Origin of the sequence: Isoptericola variabilis 225, assembly GCF_000215105.1 — a bacterium.
GTDB classification, from domain to species: domain Bacteria; phylum Actinomycetota; class Actinomycetes; order Actinomycetales; family Cellulomonadaceae; genus Isoptericola; species Isoptericola variabilis_A.
This window is the reverse complement of sequence record NC_015588.1, coordinates 3,034,263-3,052,891: the sequence shown is the minus strand read 5'-3', so window position 1 is coordinate 3,052,891 and position 18,629 is coordinate 3,034,263. Positions and strand designations below refer to the sequence as shown.

The following is an 18,629-nucleotide window of genomic DNA, read 5'->3' as shown; positions in this document are numbered from 1 at the left end:
ACCATAGTCCTAGTAGGCTCACCCGAGCAAGAGGGACCGTGGCTCGGGTCACACCCGGCGAGATGGGGGCGACGTGGCGGACACGGACACCGACTCCGAGCTGGTCCGGCTGCTCGTGGACGTGAGCAGGGACTACTACCTCGAGGGCCGCTCCAAGGTCGACATCGCCAAGGCGCGCGGACTCTCGCGCTTCCAGGTCGCGCGGATGCTCGACCAGGCGCGCGAGCTCGGCATCGTGCGCATCGAGATCGGGGCCCCGCTCCACCTCGACCCCACCCGGTGGGACGGCCTGGCCGAGGCCCTCGGCGCCCGCCAGGTCGTCGTCGTCGCGAGCGGCTCCGACACGGTCGCCACGCGCGAGAACGTCGCGCGGGCGCTCGCGGACGTCGTCGGCGAGCGGGTGCGGCCGGGCTTCGTCGTCGGGGTCTCGTGGTCCCGGACGGTCGAGGCGGCCGTGCGGCACCTGGTGCCGCTGCCGCCGTGCGAGGTGGTCCAGCTCGTCGGGGCCCTGCCGGTGGCCGGCAGCGGCAACTCGCTCGAGCTCGTGCAGCGGTTCGCCGCGATGCCGGGCGTGCGGACCCTGCCGCTGTGGACGCCGCTCATCATCTCCGACGCCGAGACCGCCTCCGGCATGCGGCGGCAGCCCGGCATCGCCGAGGCGCTGCGCCGGGCCGACGAGCTCGACCTCGCCGTCGTGGCGATCGGCGCGTGGGCCGAGGGGCGCTCGACCGTCTACCCGCACCTGACACCCGAGGAGCTCGAGGCGGCCCGGGCCGCCGGCGTCGTCGCGGAGTGCTCGGGACGCCTCGTCGACGCCGAGGGCCGGCCCGTGCGCACGGCCCTCGACGAGCGCGTCGTGGGCGTGACGATCGACCAGCTGGTCCGCACGCCCGAGGTCGTCGCGGTGGGCTACGGGCCGCAGGTGGCCCCCGGGCTCCGGGCGGCGGTTCGCGGCGGGTTCGCGAGCACGCTCGTCCTGGACGAGGAGGCCGCGCTCGCGCTCGAGCGTCTCCTGCACGACGACGCCGCGTCGGCGGGCGAGGCCCCGTCGGTCAGCTGACGAGCGCCTCGACGGTCGCGCGGGCGCCCCGCGTGTGCAGCGAGTCGAGCGCCGCGAGGTACGCCTCGGTGAACCGCGGCTCGTCGACCAGGTCGCCGAAGACCTCGCGGTCCCGCAGGAACGCGAGCCGGTCCTCGCGCTGGCGCAGCGCGGCCGCCTGCAGGCGCTCCGCGAGCCGGTCGACGACGGCGATCGGCTCGCCCTGCTCGTCGGTGCCCTCGGCGTAGCGCGCCCACGCGGCCACCACGGTCGCGGCCCGGTGGACCTCGCCACCGGTCGCGAGGTTGTGCCGCACCACGGGCAGCAGCCACTTGGGGATGCGGTCGGACGACTCGGCGCACAGCCGGGCCAGGGTGTCGCGCACGTGCGCGTTCGAGAACCGCTCGACGAGCGTGCGCTTGTACAGGTCGAGGTCGATGCCGGGCACCGGCTCGAGCGTGGGCGTGGCCTCGCGGTCCATGTAGTCGAGGAGGAACCGCGCGAAGACCGGCTCCTGCGTCACCTCGTGCGCGTACCGGTGGCCGGCGAGGTAGCCGAGGTAGCACAGCGCCTGGTGGCTCGCGTTGAGCAGCCGCAGCTTCATGAGCTCGTACGGCTCGACGTCGTCCACGAGCTGCGCGCCGACCTCCTCGTAGGGCGGGCGGCCCGTGGGGAAGCGGTCCTCGATCACCCACTGCGTGAACGGCTCGGCGACGACCGGCCAGGCGTCGTCGACCCCGAAGCGCTCCGCCACGAGGCGGCGGTCGTCGTCGGTGGTGACAGGGGTGATCCGGTCGACCATCGAGCTGGGGAACGCGACGTTCTCCTCGACCCACGCCCCGAGCTCGGGGTCCTTGAGTCGCGCGAACGCGGTGAACACCTGCCGCGCGACGTCGCCGTTGCCCTGCACGTTGTCGCAGCTCTGCACGGTGAACGGCGGGATCCCGCGGTCCCGGCGGCGGCGCAGCGCCTCGGTGACGAGACCGAACGTCGTCGCGGGAACCGCTCCGTCGGCGAGGTCGGCGACGACGGACGGGTCCGCGGCGTCGAACTCGCCCGTGACATGGTGGATGTTGTAGCCGCCCTCGGTGACGGTCAGGGAGACGATGCGCACGTCGGGCGAGGCCATCTTCTCGAGGACCGCCTCGGGGTCGTCGGGCGCGAGGAGGAACTCGGCGATCGAGCCGATCACCCGGCCCTCGAGCGTGCCGTCGGGGTGCTTGAGCACGAGCGTGTAGAGGCCGTCCTGGGACGTGAGCGCGTCGCGCATCCGGGCGTCGCCCGGCAGCACACCGACGCCGCAGATCGCCCAGTCGAGGGCCTTGCCCTCGTTCATGAGCCGGTCCAGGTACATCGCCTGGTGGGCGCGGTGGAAGCCCCCGACCCCGATGTGGACGATGCCGGTCCGCAGCGCGGAGCGGTCGTAGGCGGGGACGGGCAGGTCGGTGCCGCGCGCGGCGGCGACCTGGGGCAGCGTGGCAAGGGTCTCGGCGGTGAGCGTGGCCATGGTGCGTCCTGTCGGTCGAAGGGTCCGACCACCGAGGCTAACAGATGAGCGCTCTGATGACACTCACATGAGCAGGAGGAGACGGGCGAGCGTCTGATGACCGTGCGAGCGTGGGCCTCGTGAGGACGGTGACGCGCCTGATGGAGCACACCGCGCGGGGGGCCGGCGCGGCGCTCGCGGGCGTCGTCGCGGCGGTCGCGCTCGCCCGACGGCGGCGGCCCCTGCACCCGCGCGGCGTCCTGCTCGACGGCGTGCTCGAGGCCGTGGACCCGCGCGCGGCGTCGGTGCTGCCGGCCCGGCGGACCGAGGTGCTCGTGCGGCTCTCGGTCTCCGTCGGGATGCCGCGCGGGCTGCCCGACGTCGTCGGCGTCGCCGTGCGGTGGACCGACGACGGCGCGCCGCAGGACGTGCTGTTCGCCTCCACGGGCCGCGGCCGCCTCACCCGGTACGTGCTCACGGCCCGACGGCGGCTCACCGGCGGATGGCTGACGACCCTCATGCCGCTGCGCGCGCCGTGGGGACCGGTGCTCCTCGCCCTGCGCCCGGCGACGACCGTGCCGGGGCGCCGCGCGACGGGGACGACCCCGGCGTCCGGTTCGACCCGACCGTCAACGCGCCGCGGCGCCTCGGCAGCTACGGCTGGGAGGACGCGCTGCGCGCCCCCGCGTACGCCGTCGCGCGGCGTCTCGTGTGAAAAAGCCGTGCCGAGGCGTGCCGCTCAGACGGTGCCGTCGTCCTCGGAGCGCAGGCGCGGCTCGGTCCGCAGCTCGGGGTTGACGCCCGCCTTGTCGGCGTAGAACGCCCGGATCCGGTCCATGTCGGCGCGCACGTCGCCGGTGAGGCGGATCGTCGGGCCCAGGCCCGTCGTCATCGTCGTCCGGTCGACGTAGCCGAGCGTCACGGGCAGGTCGGCCTCGCGCGCGATCCGGTAGAACCCCGACTTCCAGCCCGACCCCGACCGCGTGCCCTCGGGCGTGACGACGAGGTGGAAGACCTCGCCCCGGCGGACGCGCTCGAGCACGTCGGCGACGACGCGGCTCGGGTCCCGGCGGTCCACCGGGATGCCGCCCAGCGCCCGCATGACCGGACCACGCCACCCGCGGAACAGCGTGTGCTTGCCGAGCCAGCGCACGTCGAGCCCGAGACGCCAGGCGATCGCGAGCATGAGGACGAAGTCCCAGTTGGAGGTGTGCGGCGCGCCGACGAGGATGCCCGCCTCGCGCGGGGCGGGCTCCGAGCGCAGCGTCCAGCGGCTCAGCCGCCAGTAGAGGCCGGCGATCACGCGGCGGAGGGACTTCAGCACCGCATCACCCTAACCACGCCGCGCCCCACTGGCAGCCGGGGTGCCAGGATCGAGCCATGGACATCTCGGAGCAGTCGTGGCGTGACGTGGACGCGTTCCTGACCGGCGAGCTGGTCGAGGAGGACGACGCGCTGCGCGCGGCCCGCGCGTCAGAGCAGGAGCACGGCCTCCCGCAGATCGAGGTCGCGCCGAACCAGGGAGCGTTCCTCGCGCTCCTCGCCCAGGTCGCAGGCGCTCGGCGGGTGCTCGAGCTCGGCACGCTCGCCGGGTACAGCACCATCTGGCTCGCGCGGGCCGTGGGTGCGCAGGGGCGGGTGACGACGGTGGAGCTCGACCCGCGGCACGCGGACGTCGCGCGGCAGAACCTCGAGCGAGCGGGCGTCGCCGACCGGGTCGACGTCGAGGTCGGGCCGGCGCTCGAGGTCGTCGGCCGCCTCGCCGACGAGGGCGTCGAGCCGTACGACCTCGTCTTCATCGACGCCGACAAGGCGAACATGCCCGCCTACCTCGAGCTCGCGCTGCGGCTCACGCGATCCGGCAGCGTGATCGTCGGGGACAACGTGGTGCGTGGCGGGCGTGTGGCCGATGCGGCGGACGACGACCCGAACGTGCGGGGCGCGCGCGCCTTCCTGCAGGCGATCGGCAGCGATCCGCGACTGGACGGGACGGCGCTGCAGACCGTCGGGTCGAAGGGCTGGGACGGGTTCGCCGTCGCCCGCGTGCGCTGACGATCACCCTCAGGCGTGTGCCGGGGAGGTGTGGTCGACGCCGCCTGGCCGTAGCCGTCGAGCCCGTCAGGGTCAGTCGACGAACTGGCCCAGCCAGGCGAGGTCGTCCGCGGTGTCGATGCGGTAGAGGCCGCTCGTGCCGGCGCACGTCGTGTTCATGCCGAACGACGTCACCGCCACCACCGTGCTCGTGCCCGAGACGAACGTCGGGCCGCCGGAGTCACCCGAGCACGTGCCGCCCGTGTGGGCGTTGCTGGTCAGGACGACGTACGCGTCGTTGGCCTTGCCGCCGGCGAACTGGCGGTAGCCGATGAGCTCGCCGCCCGCCTTGAGCCTGATCCACTCGCCCTGGTTCAGGCGGCCCTGGCCCTGGCTGTCGGGCATGGACCACTGGAGGCCGTAGCCGACAGTGGTGTAGGTGTCGCGGTCGCTCTTGAGGGTCGCGAGCTGCGTGTCCCAGTAGCCCTGGTCGGGCAGCTGCCCGTAGGTCTCGAACGTGACGCCCGGCGCCAGCGTGACGTCGTCGACGACCCCGACGTCGTGCAGGTAGAAGAGCGCGTCGTCGTACTCCGGGTGGCTCACGGCCTCGTAGCTCCAGGCGTCGGCCGCGTGCTCGCTCTCCTGGTCGATGGCGCCGGCGAACGTGACGAACTCGCGCGCGGCCTGCACGTCGCGCAGGTCCTCGGCGAACCAGATCGCGACGGCGTCGGCCCCGTAGGTGCAGTGCCCCGCGGTGAGGAACGTGTCCTCGTCGATCTGGGTCCCGGAGCAGCGCCAGCCGGCCCGCAGCTCGTCGTCGGTCTGGACGCCGTCGCCGTTCGCGTCGGCCCAGGTGTAGGCGATCATGAGGCCGACGTAGGGGTGCTCGCCGGCGTCGGGCTCGCCGTACTTGACGGCGGCGGCGGGCGCCGCCACGAGGGCCAGCGCCGCGACACCGGCCGCGGTGGCGAGGGTGGTACGAATACGCATCGTTGCGTCGTCCTTTCGTTCGGGTGGTGCGTCGTGGCACCGTCGTCACACCGTAGCCCGTGACACGTATCGGCATCCCGCGCCGCGTCGTCACCGGCGCGACGTCCGCGACGGGCGGCGGAATAGCGCGCATGTCGTGAAGGTTGAGCGAGGTGGACTCAACTTCGGCCCGCGCGGCTTGCCTCGTCCGCCGCCGCGACCTAGGTTGAGTGAAGACGACTCAACCTGACGTCACAAAGGAGGAACGACCATGGCACGAGCAGTCGGCATCGACCTCGGTACCACCAACTCGGTGGTCGCCGTCCTGGAGGGCGGCGAGCCCACCGTCATCACGAACGCGGAGGGCTCGCGCACGACCCCGTCCGTCGTCGCCTTCTCCAAGACCGGCGAGGTCCTCGTCGGCGAGGTGGCCAAGCGCCAGGCCGTCACGAACGTCGACCGCACCATCTCCTCGGTCAAGCGCCACATGGGCACCGACTGGACCAAGGAGATCGACGGCAAGACCTACACGCCGCAGGAGATCTCGGCCCGCATCCTGGGCAAGCTCAAGCGCGACGCCGAGGAGTACCTCGGCGAGCCGGTCACGGACGCCGTCATCACCGTCCCCGCGTACTTCAACGACGCCGAGCGCCAGGCCACGAAGGAGGCTGGCCAGATCGCCGGCCTCAACGTGCTGCGCATCATCAACGAGCCCACCGCCGCGGCGCTCGCCTACGGCCTCGACAAGGGCAAGGAGGACGAGCTCATCCTCGTCTTCGACCTCGGTGGCGGCACGTTCGACGTCTCCCTGCTCGAGGTGGGCAAGGACGACGACGGCTTCTCCACGATCCAGGTCCGCGCGACGTCGGGCGACAACCGCCTCGGCGGCGACGACTGGGACAACCGCATCGTCGAGCACCTCATCAAGCAGGTGAAGAACTCGACGGGCGTCGACCTGTCGAAGGACCGCATCGCCCTGCAGCGTCTGCGCGAGGCGGCCGAGCAGGCCAAGAAGGAGCTCTCGTCCGCGACGAGCACCAACATCTCGATGCAGTACCTGTCGATGAGCGAGAACGGCCCCGTCCACCTGGACGAGAAGCTCACGCGCGCGCAGTTCCAGCAGATGACGCAGGACCTGCTCGACCGCACCAAGGAGCCGTTCCACGCCGTCATCCGCGACGCGGGCATCTCGGTCTCCGACATCGACCACGTCGTGCTCGTCGGCGGCTCGACCCGCATGCCGGCCGTGGCCGACCTCGTGCGCGAGCTGACCGGCGGCAAGGAGCCCAACAAGGGCGTCAACCCGGACGAGGTCGTCGCCGTCGGCGCGGCCCTGCAGGCCGGCGTCATCGGCGGCGAGCGCAAGGACGTGCTGCTCATCGACGTCACCCCGCTGTCCCTCGGCATCGAGACCAAGGGCGGCGTGATGACCAAGCTCATCGAGCGCAACACGGCCATCCCGACCAAGCGCAGCGAGATCTTCTCGACGGCCGAGGACAACCAGCCGTCGGTCGCGATCCAGGTGTTCCAGGGCGAGCGCGAGTTCACCCGGGACAACAAGCCGCTGGGCACGTTCGAGCTCACCGGCATCGCACCGGCGCCGCGCGGCGTCCCGCAGATCGAGGTCACGTTCGACATCGACGCGAACGGCATCGTGCACGTGTCCGCCAAGGACCGCGGCACGGGCAAGGAGCAGTCGATGAAGATCACGGGCGGCTCGGCCCTCCCCAAGGAGGAAATCGACCGCATGATCAAGGACGCCGAGGAGCACGCGGCCGAGGACAAGCGCCGTCGCGAGGAGGCCGAGACTCGCAACCAGGCCGAGGCCTTCGCGTACTCGATGGAGAAGCAGATCGCGGACAACCGCGACAAGCTCCCCGCCGACGTCGTGTCCGAGGTCGAGGCGGACGTCGCCGCCGTGAAGTCGGCCCTCGAGGGCGACGATTTCGAGGCGGTCAAGTCCGCCTACGAGAAGCTGGGCACGTCGTCGCAGAAGATCGGCCAGGCGCTCTACGCGTCCGAGCAGCAGGCGGGCGGCGCCGGCGCCTCGGCCGGCACGACGCAGGACCAGGGCACGTCGGGGTCGACGACGGGCTCCTCCGACGAGGACGTCGTCGACGCCGAGATCGTCGATGACGAGGACGAGCGCAAGTGACGGACAAGAACACGCAGGAAACCCCCGAGCCCGCCGAGGGCTCGGGGGACGCCCCCTTCCAGTTCACGGACAAGCGCAAGGTCGACCCGGAGTCGGGCACCCCGCGCGACGCGGAGCAGGCGCGCCACGAGTCCGAGGCCTTCGAGCCCGAGGGCGAGGCGGCCGAGAGCGCCGAGCTCCTCCGCGCGCGGGCGGAGGCGGCCGAGCACCTGGACGCGCTCCAGCGCGAGCGTGCGGCGTTCACGAACTACCGCAACCGCGCGCTGCGCGACCAGGAGATGGCGCGCGCCCAGGGCACGCAGGACGTGCTCAGCGCGCTGCTGCCCGTGCTCGACGACATCGAGCGCGCCAAGCAGCACGCGGAGCTGAGCGGTCCGATGGCGGCGATCGCGGAGAAGATCGACGCGACGCTCGCCAAGTTCGGCGTCGAGCGGTTCGGTGCGGTCGGCGAGGAGTTCGACCCGACCGTGCACGAGGCGCTCATGCACTCGACGGACGCCGGGGCGAAGGCCACCACGGTCAACCTGGTGGTCGAGCCCGGCTACCGGATCGGTGGGAAGGTGGTCCGCGCCGCCCGCGTGGGCGTCGTCGGACCGGAGTGAGGCAGACCGCTGTGGGCATGATTTCTGGACCGGAATGTCCCGTCTAGAGGGACGAATCAGGCCAGAAATCATGCCCACAGAGGCAGGAGAGATGAGGAGGGAGGCGTCGTGACCGGCCAGGACTGGATCGAGAAGGACTTCTACGCTGCTCTCGGCGTCCCCAAGGACGCCGACGACGCGACGATCAAGAAGGCGTACCGCAAGCTCGCCCGCCAGCACCACCCCGACCAGAACGCGGGCGACCCGGCGGCGGAGGCGCGGTTCAAGGAGATCGGGGAGGCGTACGCCGTGCTCTCCGACCCCGAGCAGCGCAAGCAGTACGACGCGCTGCGCGCGATGGCCGGCGGGGGCGCACGGTTCTCCGCGGGCCCGGGCGGTGCCGCGGGCGGTGGGTTCGAGGACATCTTCGGCGCGATGTTCGGCGGCGGCGCACCGACGGCCGGCGGGCCGCGCGTGCGGTACTCGCAGACGGCGGGCGCCGGCTTCGAGGACATCCTCGGCTCGATGTTCGGCGGCATGGGCGGCGCGGCGGGCGGCCGGCGCACGGGTTTCGGCGGCCCGGCGGCGACCCGCGGCGCCGACGTCGAGACGTCGATAACGCTGCCGTTCCGCGCGGCCGTCGAGGGTGCGACGGTCGAGCTCATGGTCGACGGGCGCACCATCACGGCACGCATCCCGCCCGGCGTCAACGACGGCCAGCGGATCCGCCTGCGCGGCAAGGGACGCCCGGGCGTCGCCGGCGGCCCCGCGGGCGACCTGCTCATCACGGTGCACGTCGAGGAGCACCCGGTGTTCTCGCTCGACGGCGTCGACCTGCGGGTCACCGTGCCGGTGACGTTCGCCGAGGCGGCGCTCGGCGCGACGATCGAGGTCCCGACGCTGAGCGGCGAGACCGTGCGGCTCAAGGTCCCGGCGGGCACGCCGTCGGGCCGCGTGCTGCGCGTCAAGGGCCGCGGCGTGCGGACGTCGAAGGCGACGGGCGACCTGCTCGTGACGGTGCAGGTCGTGGTGCCGCAGCGCCTGAGCCGCAAGGCCAAGGAGGCGCTCCAGGCCTTCGCGGCCGAGAGCGACCACGAGGACGTCCGCGCCGAGCTGCGGCGCAGGGCGGCCGCGGGGTGACGACCCGGTAGGGTCGCGCCCGGAGACACGAGGACGACCGCGGAGGAGGGCAGCAATGACCACCGACGACGCACCCGTGCTCACCGTGTCGCAGGCCGCCGAGCTGGCGGGCGTGCACCCGCAGACGCTGCGCCAGTACGACCGCCTCGGCATCGTCGTGCCGCGCCGCACGCCCGGCCGGGGACGGCGCTACTCGCGGCGCGACGTCGCGCGCCTGCTCGAGGTGCAGCGGCTCACCCAGGGCGAGGGCATCAACCTCGCCGGCATCAAGCGCATCCTCGACCTCGAGGACCACGTCTCGGTGCTCGAGCGCCAGCTGGCCGAGCTGCTGCGGATCCAGGCCGAGCGGGACCAGGCCGAGGGTCGTGTCTTCGCCGCCGGCACGGGCGGCGAGGTCGTCGCGGTCCCGCTCGGGCGCCGCGTGCGACGCAGCGAGCTGCGCGTCGAGCGGCAGACGCGCGGCGGCGCGCTCGTGCTGTGGCGTCCCCAGCGCAGGGGCTGACCGCCGACGGGCCCGAGCGCCGTCTTTCGGAAAAGCAATTCTTGCGTTAATCGAGATCGCTTCGGCAAGGCATTCCTTACTTGCTGCGAGTATGCATTTCCCTGCTGTGCAGAATGGCATTCCCGGTCATATCCTCGAGGTGCGGAGACGTTCCGACCGCGTCGCCCGCGCGGCGACCGACAGCGAGGAGAGTCACATGAGCACGCTGATGGACATGCCCGAGGTCGCCGAGTGCTCGGTGGAGAGCTGCGGGTACAACCACCACCACGGCTGTCACGCGGCCGCGATCACCGTCGCCGGGCACACCGGTGACGCCGAGTGCGCCACGTTCATCCCGCTGAGCACCAAGGGCGGGCTCGAGAAGGTCATCGCGCACGTCGGCGCCTGCCAGCGCGGCGAGTGCATGCACAACCACGACCTCGAGTGCGGGGCGCCGTCGATCCGCGTCGGCGCCGGCCCGGACGACCCCCGGCACGCCGACTGCCTGACCTTCGCGCCGCGCTGACGGCGCACCGCTGAACGGGGCACCGCCGCGCGCCCGGCGGGGCGCCCCGGCGCTCTCAGCGCACGAGCTGGCGCAGCAGCAGCACCGCGCCCTCGTGCGTCGCGGGGAGGCGCTCCACCCACACCCGGGTGGGGCGCCTCAACGACTCCGCGAGCCCGAGGATCTCCGCGTTGCGCTCGACGACGCGCCGCACGGATCGCGCGACGCGCGTGATGGCCTCGCCCCGCTCGCACAGGACGGCGAAGACGCCGTCCGACACGGCCGCCATCGGGTGGCCCTCGCCGAAGACCTGGTCGAGCGTCCGGCCCACGGCGGCCGAGCGCGTCATGCGCTGCCACGCGTCGAGGCCGTCGACGGCGACGTCCACGACGAGCAGGCACTGCGTCGTCGTGACGTCGGTGCCGCTGCGGGCGGCGACGCCGTACGTCTCGCGCAGGCGCTCCGCCAGGTACTGGCCCGTGGGCAGCCCCGTCGCCGGGTCGTGCACGCTCGACAGCTCCGGCAAGCTCTCCCTGCCGTGCACCCAGCCGATCGCCGTCGCGCGCATCGCCTCGACGTCGAGGGTCCGTCCCGTCGCGCGGTAGAGGCACGTGACGTCGTCGAGCGCCTCGCCGATCCCGACGCCGGCCGCGCCGCGCACCGTCCCGAGCCGCTGCGCCGCGGCGTCGGGCGAACGCCCCTCCTCGACGGCCTCGACCAGCGCGTCGACCGCCGGGTGGTACCAGTCCCCGGGGCGCAGCCAGACCTCCGCCAGGCTCGTGGCGCGCCACAGCTCCCGGACGTCGGACTGCCGGGGCGGGCCGCCGAGCGGCAGGTTGCTCATGCTGATGAGACCTCCATGGACGACCATCATGACGCGAGACCGCCCTGCGTGCGAGAGGCGGGTCTCGATCTCCCCTGAATTCACCCCGCCGGAAGGGGTGATCTTCGCGTAGAGTTTCGCTGTCCCGTGCGGTCTCGCACAGGGCGGGCGCGCCGCAGAGAGTCATGGTGTCGTGACTGACGTCTACGTAGGTTCGGGGGACTCGGCTCCCAGTGATGCCGAGCTGATCCTCGAGGTGCGCGGCGGCGACCTGGAGGCGTACGGGACGCTGTACGCGCGCCACGCGGCGGCCGCCCGCCGGCTCGCCCGGGAGTACGTCCGCACTGGCGCCGACGCCGAGGACATCGTCGCCGAGGCGTTCGACCGGGTCCTGCGCGTGCTGCAGCACGGCGGCGGCCCCGATCTCACCTTCCGTGCCTACCTCTTCACCGTCGTGCGGCGGCTCGCGGGCGACGTCGCGAAGCGCGCCCGACGCACGCGCCCCACCGACGACGACGGCACGTTCGAGTCCGCGCTCGGGTCGACCGAGTCGCCCGAGGACCCCGCGGTCGTCGGCTTCGAGCGCACCGTCGTCGCGCGCGCGTACCGGTCGCTGCCCGAGCGGTGGCAGGCCGTGCTTTGGTACACGGAGGTCGAGAACCTCTCGCCCGCGGAGATCGCGCCCATCCTCGGGCTCACGCCGAACGGCGTCTCCGCGCTGGCGTACCGGGCGCGCGAGGGCCTGCGCGTCGGCTACCTCCAGGAGCACCTGACGCAGGAGCCCGACGACCACTGCCGCGTCGTCAACCCGCTGCTCGGCGCCTACGTGCGCGGCGGCCTGGCGCGCCGCGAGGTCGCCAAGGTCGACGAGCACCTCGCCGGCTGCGGCGAGTGCCGCACGCTCGTGCTCGAGCTGGCCGACGTCGCGCACGGGATGCGCGCGATCGTCGCGCCGCTCGTGGTCGGTGTCGCCGGCCTGGCCGTGCTCGGGTCGCTGCCGCTCGGCACCGCGACGACGGGCGCGCTCGTGGGCGCTGGTGCGGGTGCTGGCGCCGGGGCGGCGACGGCGGGCGCCGGCGCGGGCGCTGCGGGCGCCGGTACGGCGACGGCCGGCGTGGGCGTCGCGGGCCTCGAGTCGCTGCTCGCCGCGAGCTCCGCGGCGGGGTCGGCCGCAGGGTCGGCCGCCGGCTCGGCGGCGGGTGCGGCCGGCGTGGCCGCGGGTGCGGCAGGCGCCTCGGGTGCCGGTGCGGCCGTGGCCGGCGGGGCGAGCGTCGCGGTCGCCGCGGGCGCCGTGGCGGTCGCCGCGGTCGGCGTCATGACCGCGCTCAGCTCTCTCGCGCCGTACGAGGCGCCGGCCGCGGGCGTGCAGCTCGTCGAGGCGCCGCTCGCGCAGGGCGCGCCGTCGACCGGCGTCCCGGAGGAGCCGGACGGCACCGACGACGCCGGGTCGCCCTCCAACCTCCTGCTCCCGACGGTGCCGGCCGACATCTCGGCGCCGCCCGACCTCCGGCTCGCCGCCGCCGACCCGGGCGTCGTGCTCACCCCGCGGGTGCCGATGCCGCTCGGCGTCACGGTCGTGAACGGCGGCGGCCGCGTCGCGAGCGAGACGTACGTGCGCCTCGAGCTGCCGCAGGGCCTGCGCCCGGCCGCGGTCACCTCGCCGCAGGGCGCGTCGGTCCCCGTAGGTGACCTGAGCGCCGAGATGCTCGCGTGCACCCCGGTCGCGACGGCGGAGCGCGAGGTGCTGTGCGCCGTCGGGACCCTCGAGCCCGGCGAGGAGCGCACGGTCGCGTTCCCCGTCGTCGCGCGGCTCGGCGGCGAGTACCCGATCCGGGCGCACGTGTGGGCCGAGGGCCTCGAGACGGAGACGATCGCCCTGCCCCCGACCTCGGTCAGCAGCTACGGCGCGGAGCTCACCGCCGCGTCGGCCGCGCCCGCCGTGCTCGAGAACCCCGGCGAGGGCTGGATCCCCGTCGACGTGACGAACACCGGCGACACGGCCGCGACCGGCTGGTCGGTCGACGTCGCGGTGCCGGCCGGGCTCACCGTCGTCGGGTCCGACGGCGACCTCGTGTGCGAGGCCGGGGACGAGCGCTGGACGTGCCGCCCCGGGGAGCTCGCGCCCGAGCTCGCCGCCGGCGAGAGCCGGTCCGGGCGCCTGCGCGTCGTCGCGGACGGCACGACGCCCGCCGGGACCGTGAGCGCGTCCGTCCAGCCCGTGCTCGAGGGCTCCGACCACGTCGTGCCCGCCGCGGCCCCCGTCACGGTCGGCGTGCCGTGGGAGCGGGCGCTCGCGGCGACCGCCGCGCTCGAGGCGACGTGCGACGCGCGGGGCGGCGTCGACACGGCCGACGCCGTCGTGCGCGCGACGTACGTCAACACGTCGTCGAGCCCCGTGACGGTGCGGCTCGCCGCGGGAGGCACGTCGACGCAGGACCACGTCGTCGCACCCGGCCAATCCGTGAGCGCGCACGTCCACGACGGGCTGCGCGTCCCGGCCGGCCCCGCGCACTGGCACGTCACCGCCAGCGTGGCCGGGTCGACGTTCAGCACCGAGGTGCCCGCGGGCCGGCACGGCGCGGTCGACTGCTACGACCCGGCGTGGGAGATCGAGGCGACGGCGAAGGTCGTCAACGTCGGCGGGACCGTGGGCGTCGAGGGCACCGTCACCAACCTCACGAACGAGACGATGCAGGTCGGCATGATCGTCGCCGGAGCCTCGGCCGCGCCTGTGCGTCTCGGCGCCGGCCAGACGACGACGCTCACCGCCGACACCGGCCGCACCAGCGTGCCCGACGGCGAGGCCACGTTCACGCTCTACCGGTGGGTCACCGACCACGACGGCGACCAGCCCGAGCACGGCGTGACGCCTTCCGCGCCGAAGACGGCCCCGTACGGGCAGGCGACGGTCGCCCCGCGCCTGGGCGGCGACCGCGCGGAGCCGAGCGGCGAGTGCCGCTTCGACCCGTCGGCCGACGCGTCCTACCACCGGTTCGAGATCCCGCTCGACAACCGCCGCTCGACCCTCCCGGCGACGTTCGCCGTGACGGTCCTGGGCATCGAGCGGACCCAGACCGTGCCCGCCGGCGAGACCGGCGTCCTCGCCGTCGCCGTGCCGTGGGGCACCGAGACGCTCGAGGTGCGGGCCGACGGCCGCGTCGTCGGCACCGTCCGGGTGGCGTTCGAGAGCTGCGCCACCGAGGGCTGGCCCGCCTCCGACGTCGACGTGAAGCTCACGGCCCAGTGCCTCGAGGACCGGGCGCACGTCGTCGCCGACGTGACCAACCGGGGTGACGCGGCGTGGACGGCGACGCTCGTCCGGGGCTCCGCGACCGCCACCGCGGACGTCGCGCCGGGCGGCGCCGCACGGGTCGCCGTCGACACCGGCGGGCTCACGACCTCGCCGGGCACCGCCGTCGTGCAGCTGAGCCGGGAGCACGAGGGCCGGACGCTCACGGCGGAGCGCGAGCTACGGCACGGCGCGACGTCGTGCGTGCGCACCGAGCCCGAGGCGCGCCTCGCCGTCGGTCAGGTGTCCGTCGCGACCGGCGCCGGCGGGAACCGGACCTCGACGCGCGAGGTCGACCTCGTGCTCGACAACTCGCGGTCCAACGTGGCGGTCGAGTTCGCCGTCGTCGGCCCGGGCGTCGACCGGACGGTCGAGGTCCCCGCGGGTCAGGTCCGGACGGTCGACGCCGGCGCGGTCCAGGGGCGGCACGGCGCGACGTTCCGCGCGACGGCGGCCGGCCGCCAGCAGGACCTCACCGTCGAGCGCTTCACGGGGACCGGCGGATGGTGCGCGCCGCCGCTGCGCCGAGGTGCGGGCGAGCCCGGCGAGATCGCGTCCTACCGCGGCGACAACTACCGGTTCGTGGCCTCGGGCGCCTCGCGCTCGGGCTCGGCCAACCCCGGCTCGGGCTCGGCCGCGGGCAAGGGTCAGGGCGCCGGCTCCGGCAAGGCCCAGGGCAGGGCGGCGGAGTCGCCGCGCGCGTCGTCCACGGCCGCGGGCACGCCGCGCGGGCACTGGGAGCGGGTGTCGTCCTGCGAGCACCGCTGAGGGCGCTCAGCCGATAGGGCTCAGACGATGCCGTAGAGGCGGTCGCCCGCGTCGCCGAGCCCCGGGACGATGTACTTCTTGTCGTTGAGCCGCTCGTCCACGGCGGCGACGACCACCTGCACGTCGACGCGGTCGCCGACGGCCTCCTGCACGACCTGCAGGCCCTCGGGTGCGGCGAGCAGGCACACGCAGGTCACGTCCCGCGCGCCGCGCTGCAGCACGTAGTCGATCGCCGCGACGAGCGTGCCGCCCGTCGCGAGCATGGGGTCGAGGAGGAAGACCTGGCGGTCGGTGAGGTCGTCCGGCAGGCGGTTCGCGTACGTGACCGCCTCGTACGTGGTCTCGTCGCGCTGCAGGCCCAGGAAGCCGACCCCCGCCGTCGGGAGCAGGCGCGTCATGCCGTCGAGCATGCCGAGGCCGGCGCGCAGGATCGGGATGACGATCGGGCTCGGGTCGCTCAGCGTCACGCCCGTCGTCCACGTGACGGGCGTGCGGATCTCCTTGGGCTCGACCCGCACGTGGCGCGTCGCCTCGTAGGCGAGCAGGGTCACGAGCTCGTCGACCAGCAGGCGGAACGTGGCGGACGGCGTGGTCTCGTCCCGCAGGACGCTGAGCTTGTGGGCCACCAGGGGGTGGTCGGCGACGTGCAGGCGCATGGCCCCACCGTACCGGGGCGACGGTGCGGCGGGCCTGCCCGCGGTTAGCCTGGGGGTGTGACGTCGGACGCCGAGGCCCGCGGGCTGGCCCTGCCCTGGGCCCCGGGGACGTTCCCGCCCCGCACCGTGAGCCAGCGCCGCACCGTGTGGGAGCAGCTCATGGGCATCGCGCTCCACGAGGCGACGCACGCGCTCGCCACCGGTGACGTGCCCGTCGGCGCGCTGGTGGTCGACGACGACGGGCGGCTGCTCGGCCTGGGCCGCAACCGGCGCGAGGAGACCGGCGACCCGACCGCGCACGCCGAGGTGCTCGCGCTGCGGCAGGCGGCCGCGACGCGCGGGGAGTGGCGGCTCGAGGGGTGCACGCTCGTCGTCACGCTCGAGCCGTGCGTCATGTGCGCGGGCGCGCTGGTGGCGGCGCGCGCGCGGCGGCTCGTGCTCGGCGCCTGGGACCCCAAGGCCGGCGCGACCGGTTCCGTGTGGGACCTCGTGCGCGACCAGCGGGCCAACCACGAGGTCGAGGTGGTCGGCGGCGTCCGCGAGGAGGAGTGCGGCGCGGTGCTGCGCGACTTCTTCGAGTCCCGGCGCTGACCCCGTCCCGGGTGAGGTGGCGATGAGTTCGCCCGACGACGGAGGTCATCACGGCATGGACGCTCCAGGTCTCGGCCCGGTCGCCGCGGCGCCGGCCGCCGCGACGGCTCCCACGCACGACGAGTACGCCCGGCACTCGGCGTACTCCGACCCGGGCGCCCACGCAGGCCTGCTCGCGGCGATCGAGCCCGAGCCGCGAGAGATCGGCGCGGCCGCGCGTGCCGCCGTCGTGCACTACCGGGCCGGCGGGCCGACGCTCACGGCGGAGCAGCGCGAGGACCCGGACCGGCGCTGGCTCGCCTCCATCCTCGACGCCGCCGTGGCGCGCCGGCCGGGCCGCTCGACGCGCCGCGCGCACCCGGGGAGCAGGTCGCGGGCTGCTGCCGCGACCACCGCGGACCTCGTGCGACGCGCTACACCGACACGCTGCTGCGGCCGGGCGGGCGGGTCGTGACGACGTCGCCGTCCGGGCGGGGCGGGGTCACCGACCTGCGCACGCGCCGCACCGTGTGGCTGGGGACGGGCACGCCGCTCACAGGGGCGTGACCCGGACGCCGAAGACGTCGCGCAGCGCCCGCCGCGCCGCGTGCCAGCCGCCCATCCCGTGGACGCCGGGCCCGGGCGGGGTCGACGACGAGCACAGGTAGGCGCCGCCGCCCGCCGCGTAGGGGTCGGGCCGCGCCGTCGGCCGCGCGATCATCTGCCACATCGACACGGCGCCCGCGGCGATGTCGCCGCCGACGTAGTTCGCGTCGTGCTCGGCGAGCCGGGCCGCGGGGGTGCACCGCGAGGTGACGACGACGTCGCGGAAGCCGGGTGCGAACCGCTCGACCTGCGCGGTCACCGCCTCGGTCATGTCGACGTCCGAGCCCGCCGGCACGTGCGCGTACGTCCACAGGGGCCGCAGCCCGCCGTGCTCGCGCGAGGGGTCGACGACGGTCGGGTCGCTCACGAGGCACACGGGCCGCTCGGGGTGGCGCCCGGCCGCGACGTCGGACTCGGCGCGGGCGAGGTCCGCGCGCGTCCCGCCGACGTGCACCGTGCCCGCGCGGCCCACCTCCGGGTCGGCCCACGGCACGGGCCCCGACAGCACGAAGTCGACCTTCGCCGCGGCGTCGCCGTGCCGGAACCACGTGAGCGCGCTGCGCAGCGCGGGCGTGAGGTCGTCGCCGAGGACGTCGACGAGCGTGCGCGGCGTCGTGTCGAAGAGGTAGGCGCGCGCGGCGGGCAGGTCGGCGCGCGAGCGCACGCGGTGCCCGGTCACCACGGTGCCCCCGTGCGCCTCGAGGTCGGCGACGAGCGCCGCCACGATCGCGCCCGAGCCGCCGCGCGGGAGCGGCCACCCGCCGTCGAACCCCGTGTCAGAAAGCTGGTGGGCTCCAGCCCACTGCCTTTCTGACACTTCGCCGGGCACCCGCTTGGTGTCAGAAGCCTGGTGGGCTCCAGCCCACTGCCTTTCTGACACGGGGGAGGCGTGCGCGAGCGCACCCAGCAGCAGCGCGGTGCCCGCGCCGGCGAGCGACGGCAGCCGCGTGATGGTGTGCGCCGCGACGCCGGTGAGCAGCGCGGGTGCCTCGTCGCCGTCGAACCGCACGCCCCAGGCGCGCGTGCCCTGCTCGAGCAGCGCGAGCCCGTACCGGGCCACGGCCGCCAGCGCGCCGACCCGCCCGAGCCCGGGCGGCACGGACCGCTTGTCGCCGAGCGCCACGGCCGCGACCGCCTCCCACTCGCGCGCGAGCGGGCCGAGGAGCGCGCGCCACGCGGCGCCGTCGGGCCCCAGGCGCTCGGCGGTCGCGTCGAGCAAGCGGTACGCGACGGCGGAGCGCCCGCCGTCGAGCGGCTGCGCGTACGAGACCTCGGGCGTGAGCAGCTCGACGCCGTGCGCGGGCAGGTCGAACGCGCGGAAGAACGGCGACGCCCACGCCATGGGGTGCACGGCCGAGCAGACGTCGTGCACGACGCCGTCCGCGAGCCCGAGCGGCAGCGTGCGGGCGCCGCCGCCCACGGTGTCCTCGGCCTCGAGCACCGTGACGCCCAGCCCGGAGCGGGCGAGCGTCACCGCCGCCGCCAGGCCGTTCGGCCCGGAGCCCACCACCACCGCGTCGAGCACGCCGC

The 18,629-nt window shown here is 74.5% G+C and carries 17 protein-coding genes; 11 read left to right on the top strand and 6 right to left on the bottom strand.

Annotated features, from left to right (window positions below; all coding sequences use genetic code 11):
- Window positions 1-73: 73 nt before the first annotated feature.
- Window positions 74-1,060, top strand: coding sequence for a sugar-binding transcriptional regulator (locus ISOVA_RS14070; protein WP_013839872.1), 987 nt, complete (start codon window positions 74-76; stop codon window positions 1,058-1,060).
- On the opposite strand, the gene ISOVA_RS14065 is transcribed toward ISOVA_RS14070, so the two are convergent.
- Entirely contained in the window at window positions 1,053-2,546 is a 1,494-nt protein-coding gene (locus ISOVA_RS14065) for a mannitol dehydrogenase family protein (RefSeq protein WP_013839871.1), read from the bottom strand. The genes ISOVA_RS14070 and ISOVA_RS14065 overlap by 8 nt on opposite strands.
- 110 nt (window positions 2,547-2,656) lie before the next feature.
- On the opposite strand from ISOVA_RS14065, the gene ISOVA_RS16595 reads away from it, so the two are divergent.
- A complete protein-coding gene (locus ISOVA_RS16595) occupies window positions 2,657-3,343 on the top strand; it encodes a phosphodiesterase (RefSeq protein WP_143762141.1) in 687 nt (228 codons plus the stop codon).
- Here the strand turns inward: ISOVA_RS16595 and ISOVA_RS14055 are convergent.
- The gene (locus tag ISOVA_RS14055; protein ID WP_013839869.1) at window positions 3,265-3,849 is read right to left on the bottom strand and encodes a 1-acyl-sn-glycerol-3-phosphate acyltransferase; all 585 of its coding nucleotides are present in this window, start codon (window positions 3,847-3,849) and stop codon (window positions 3,265-3,267) included. The genes ISOVA_RS16595 and ISOVA_RS14055 overlap by 79 nt on opposite strands.
- 56 nt (window positions 3,850-3,905) lie before the next feature.
- Between ISOVA_RS14055 and ISOVA_RS14050 the strand changes: the two genes are divergently transcribed.
- A complete protein-coding gene (locus tag ISOVA_RS14050; protein ID WP_013839868.1) occupies window positions 3,906-4,577 on the top strand; it encodes an O-methyltransferase in 672 nt (223 codons plus the stop codon).
- A 72-nt stretch (window positions 4,578-4,649) separates the two neighbouring features.
- Here ISOVA_RS14050 and ISOVA_RS14045 read toward each other — a convergent pair whose 3' ends face one another.
- Complete coding sequence (locus tag ISOVA_RS14045) at window positions 4,650-5,546, bottom strand: trypsin-like serine protease (RefSeq protein WP_013839867.1); 897 nt, start codon at window positions 5,544-5,546, stop codon at window positions 4,650-4,652.
- A gap of 250 nt (window positions 5,547-5,796) precedes the next feature.
- Between ISOVA_RS14045 and dnaK the strand changes: the two genes are divergently transcribed.
- The 5 genes from dnaK to ISOVA_RS14020 all read left to right on the top strand — a co-directional run bounded on the left by dnaK (window position 5,797) and on the right by ISOVA_RS14020 (window position 10,408).
- Window positions 5,797-7,680: a molecular chaperone DnaK gene (dnaK, locus tag ISOVA_RS14040; protein WP_013839866.1), complete on the top strand. Its 1,884-nt coding sequence runs from the start codon at window positions 5,797-5,799 to the stop codon at window positions 7,678-7,680.
- A complete protein-coding gene (gene grpE, locus ISOVA_RS14035; protein WP_013839865.1) occupies window positions 7,677-8,282 on the top strand; it encodes a nucleotide exchange factor GrpE in 606 nt (201 codons plus the stop codon). The genes dnaK and grpE overlap by 4 nt, the downstream gene beginning before the upstream one ends.
- A gap of 108 nt (window positions 8,283-8,390) precedes the next feature.
- Window positions 8,391-9,401 (top strand): DnaJ C-terminal domain-containing protein, encoded by a 1,011-nt coding sequence (locus tag ISOVA_RS14030; RefSeq protein WP_013839864.1) that lies wholly within the window; start codon window positions 8,391-8,393, stop codon window positions 9,399-9,401.
- 55 nt (window positions 9,402-9,456) lie between these two features.
- Complete coding sequence (locus ISOVA_RS14025) at window positions 9,457-9,903, top strand: heat shock protein transcriptional repressor HspR (RefSeq protein WP_013839863.1); 447 nt, start codon at window positions 9,457-9,459, stop codon at window positions 9,901-9,903.
- A gap of 196 nt (window positions 9,904-10,099) precedes the next feature.
- Window positions 10,100-10,408 carry a DUF1540 domain-containing protein gene (locus ISOVA_RS14020; RefSeq protein WP_013839862.1) on the top strand — a complete coding sequence of 103 codons (309 nt, stop codon included), beginning with the start codon at window positions 10,100-10,102 and terminating at the stop codon, window positions 10,406-10,408.
- A 55-nt stretch (window positions 10,409-10,463) separates the two neighbouring features.
- On the opposite strand, the gene ISOVA_RS14015 is transcribed toward ISOVA_RS14020, so the two are convergent.
- Window positions 10,464-11,231 (bottom strand): hypothetical protein, encoded by a 768-nt coding sequence (locus ISOVA_RS14015; RefSeq protein WP_013839861.1) that lies wholly within the window; start codon window positions 11,229-11,231, stop codon window positions 10,464-10,466.
- A gap of 172 nt (window positions 11,232-11,403) precedes the next feature.
- Here ISOVA_RS14015 and ISOVA_RS15725 point away from each other — a divergent pair, with 172 nt between their 5' ends.
- Window positions 11,404-15,267 carry a sigma-70 family RNA polymerase sigma factor gene (locus ISOVA_RS15725; protein ID WP_013839860.1) on the top strand — a complete coding sequence of 1,288 codons (3,864 nt, stop codon included), beginning with the start codon at window positions 11,404-11,406 and terminating at the stop codon, window positions 15,265-15,267.
- Between the two features lie 20 nt (window positions 15,268-15,287).
- On the opposite strand, the gene upp is transcribed toward ISOVA_RS15725, so the two are convergent.
- Window positions 15,288-15,923, bottom strand: coding sequence for a uracil phosphoribosyltransferase (gene upp, locus ISOVA_RS14005; RefSeq protein ID WP_013839859.1), 636 nt, complete (start codon window positions 15,921-15,923; stop codon window positions 15,288-15,290).
- Window positions 15,924-16,082: 159 nt separating this feature from the next.
- Here upp and ISOVA_RS14000 point away from each other — a divergent pair, with 159 nt between their 5' ends.
- Together ISOVA_RS14000 and ISOVA_RS13995 are read left to right on the top strand one after the other, a co-directional pair.
- Window positions 16,083-16,514: a nucleoside deaminase gene (locus tag ISOVA_RS14000; RefSeq protein ID WP_041295517.1), complete on the top strand. Its 432-nt coding sequence runs from the start codon at window positions 16,083-16,085 to the stop codon at window positions 16,512-16,514.
- Window positions 16,515-16,569: 55 nt separating this feature from the next.
- Window positions 16,570-16,968, top strand: coding sequence for a hypothetical protein (locus ISOVA_RS13995; RefSeq protein WP_013839857.1), 399 nt, complete (start codon window positions 16,570-16,572; stop codon window positions 16,966-16,968).
- A 78-nt stretch (window positions 16,969-17,046) separates the two neighbouring features.
- Here the strand turns inward: ISOVA_RS13995 and ISOVA_RS13990 are convergent, their stop codons facing one another.
- Window positions 17,047-18,624, bottom strand: coding sequence for a phytoene desaturase family protein (locus ISOVA_RS13990; RefSeq protein WP_013839856.1), 1,578 nt, complete (start codon window positions 18,622-18,624; stop codon window positions 17,047-17,049).
- Window positions 18,625-18,629 lie beyond the last annotated feature (5 nt).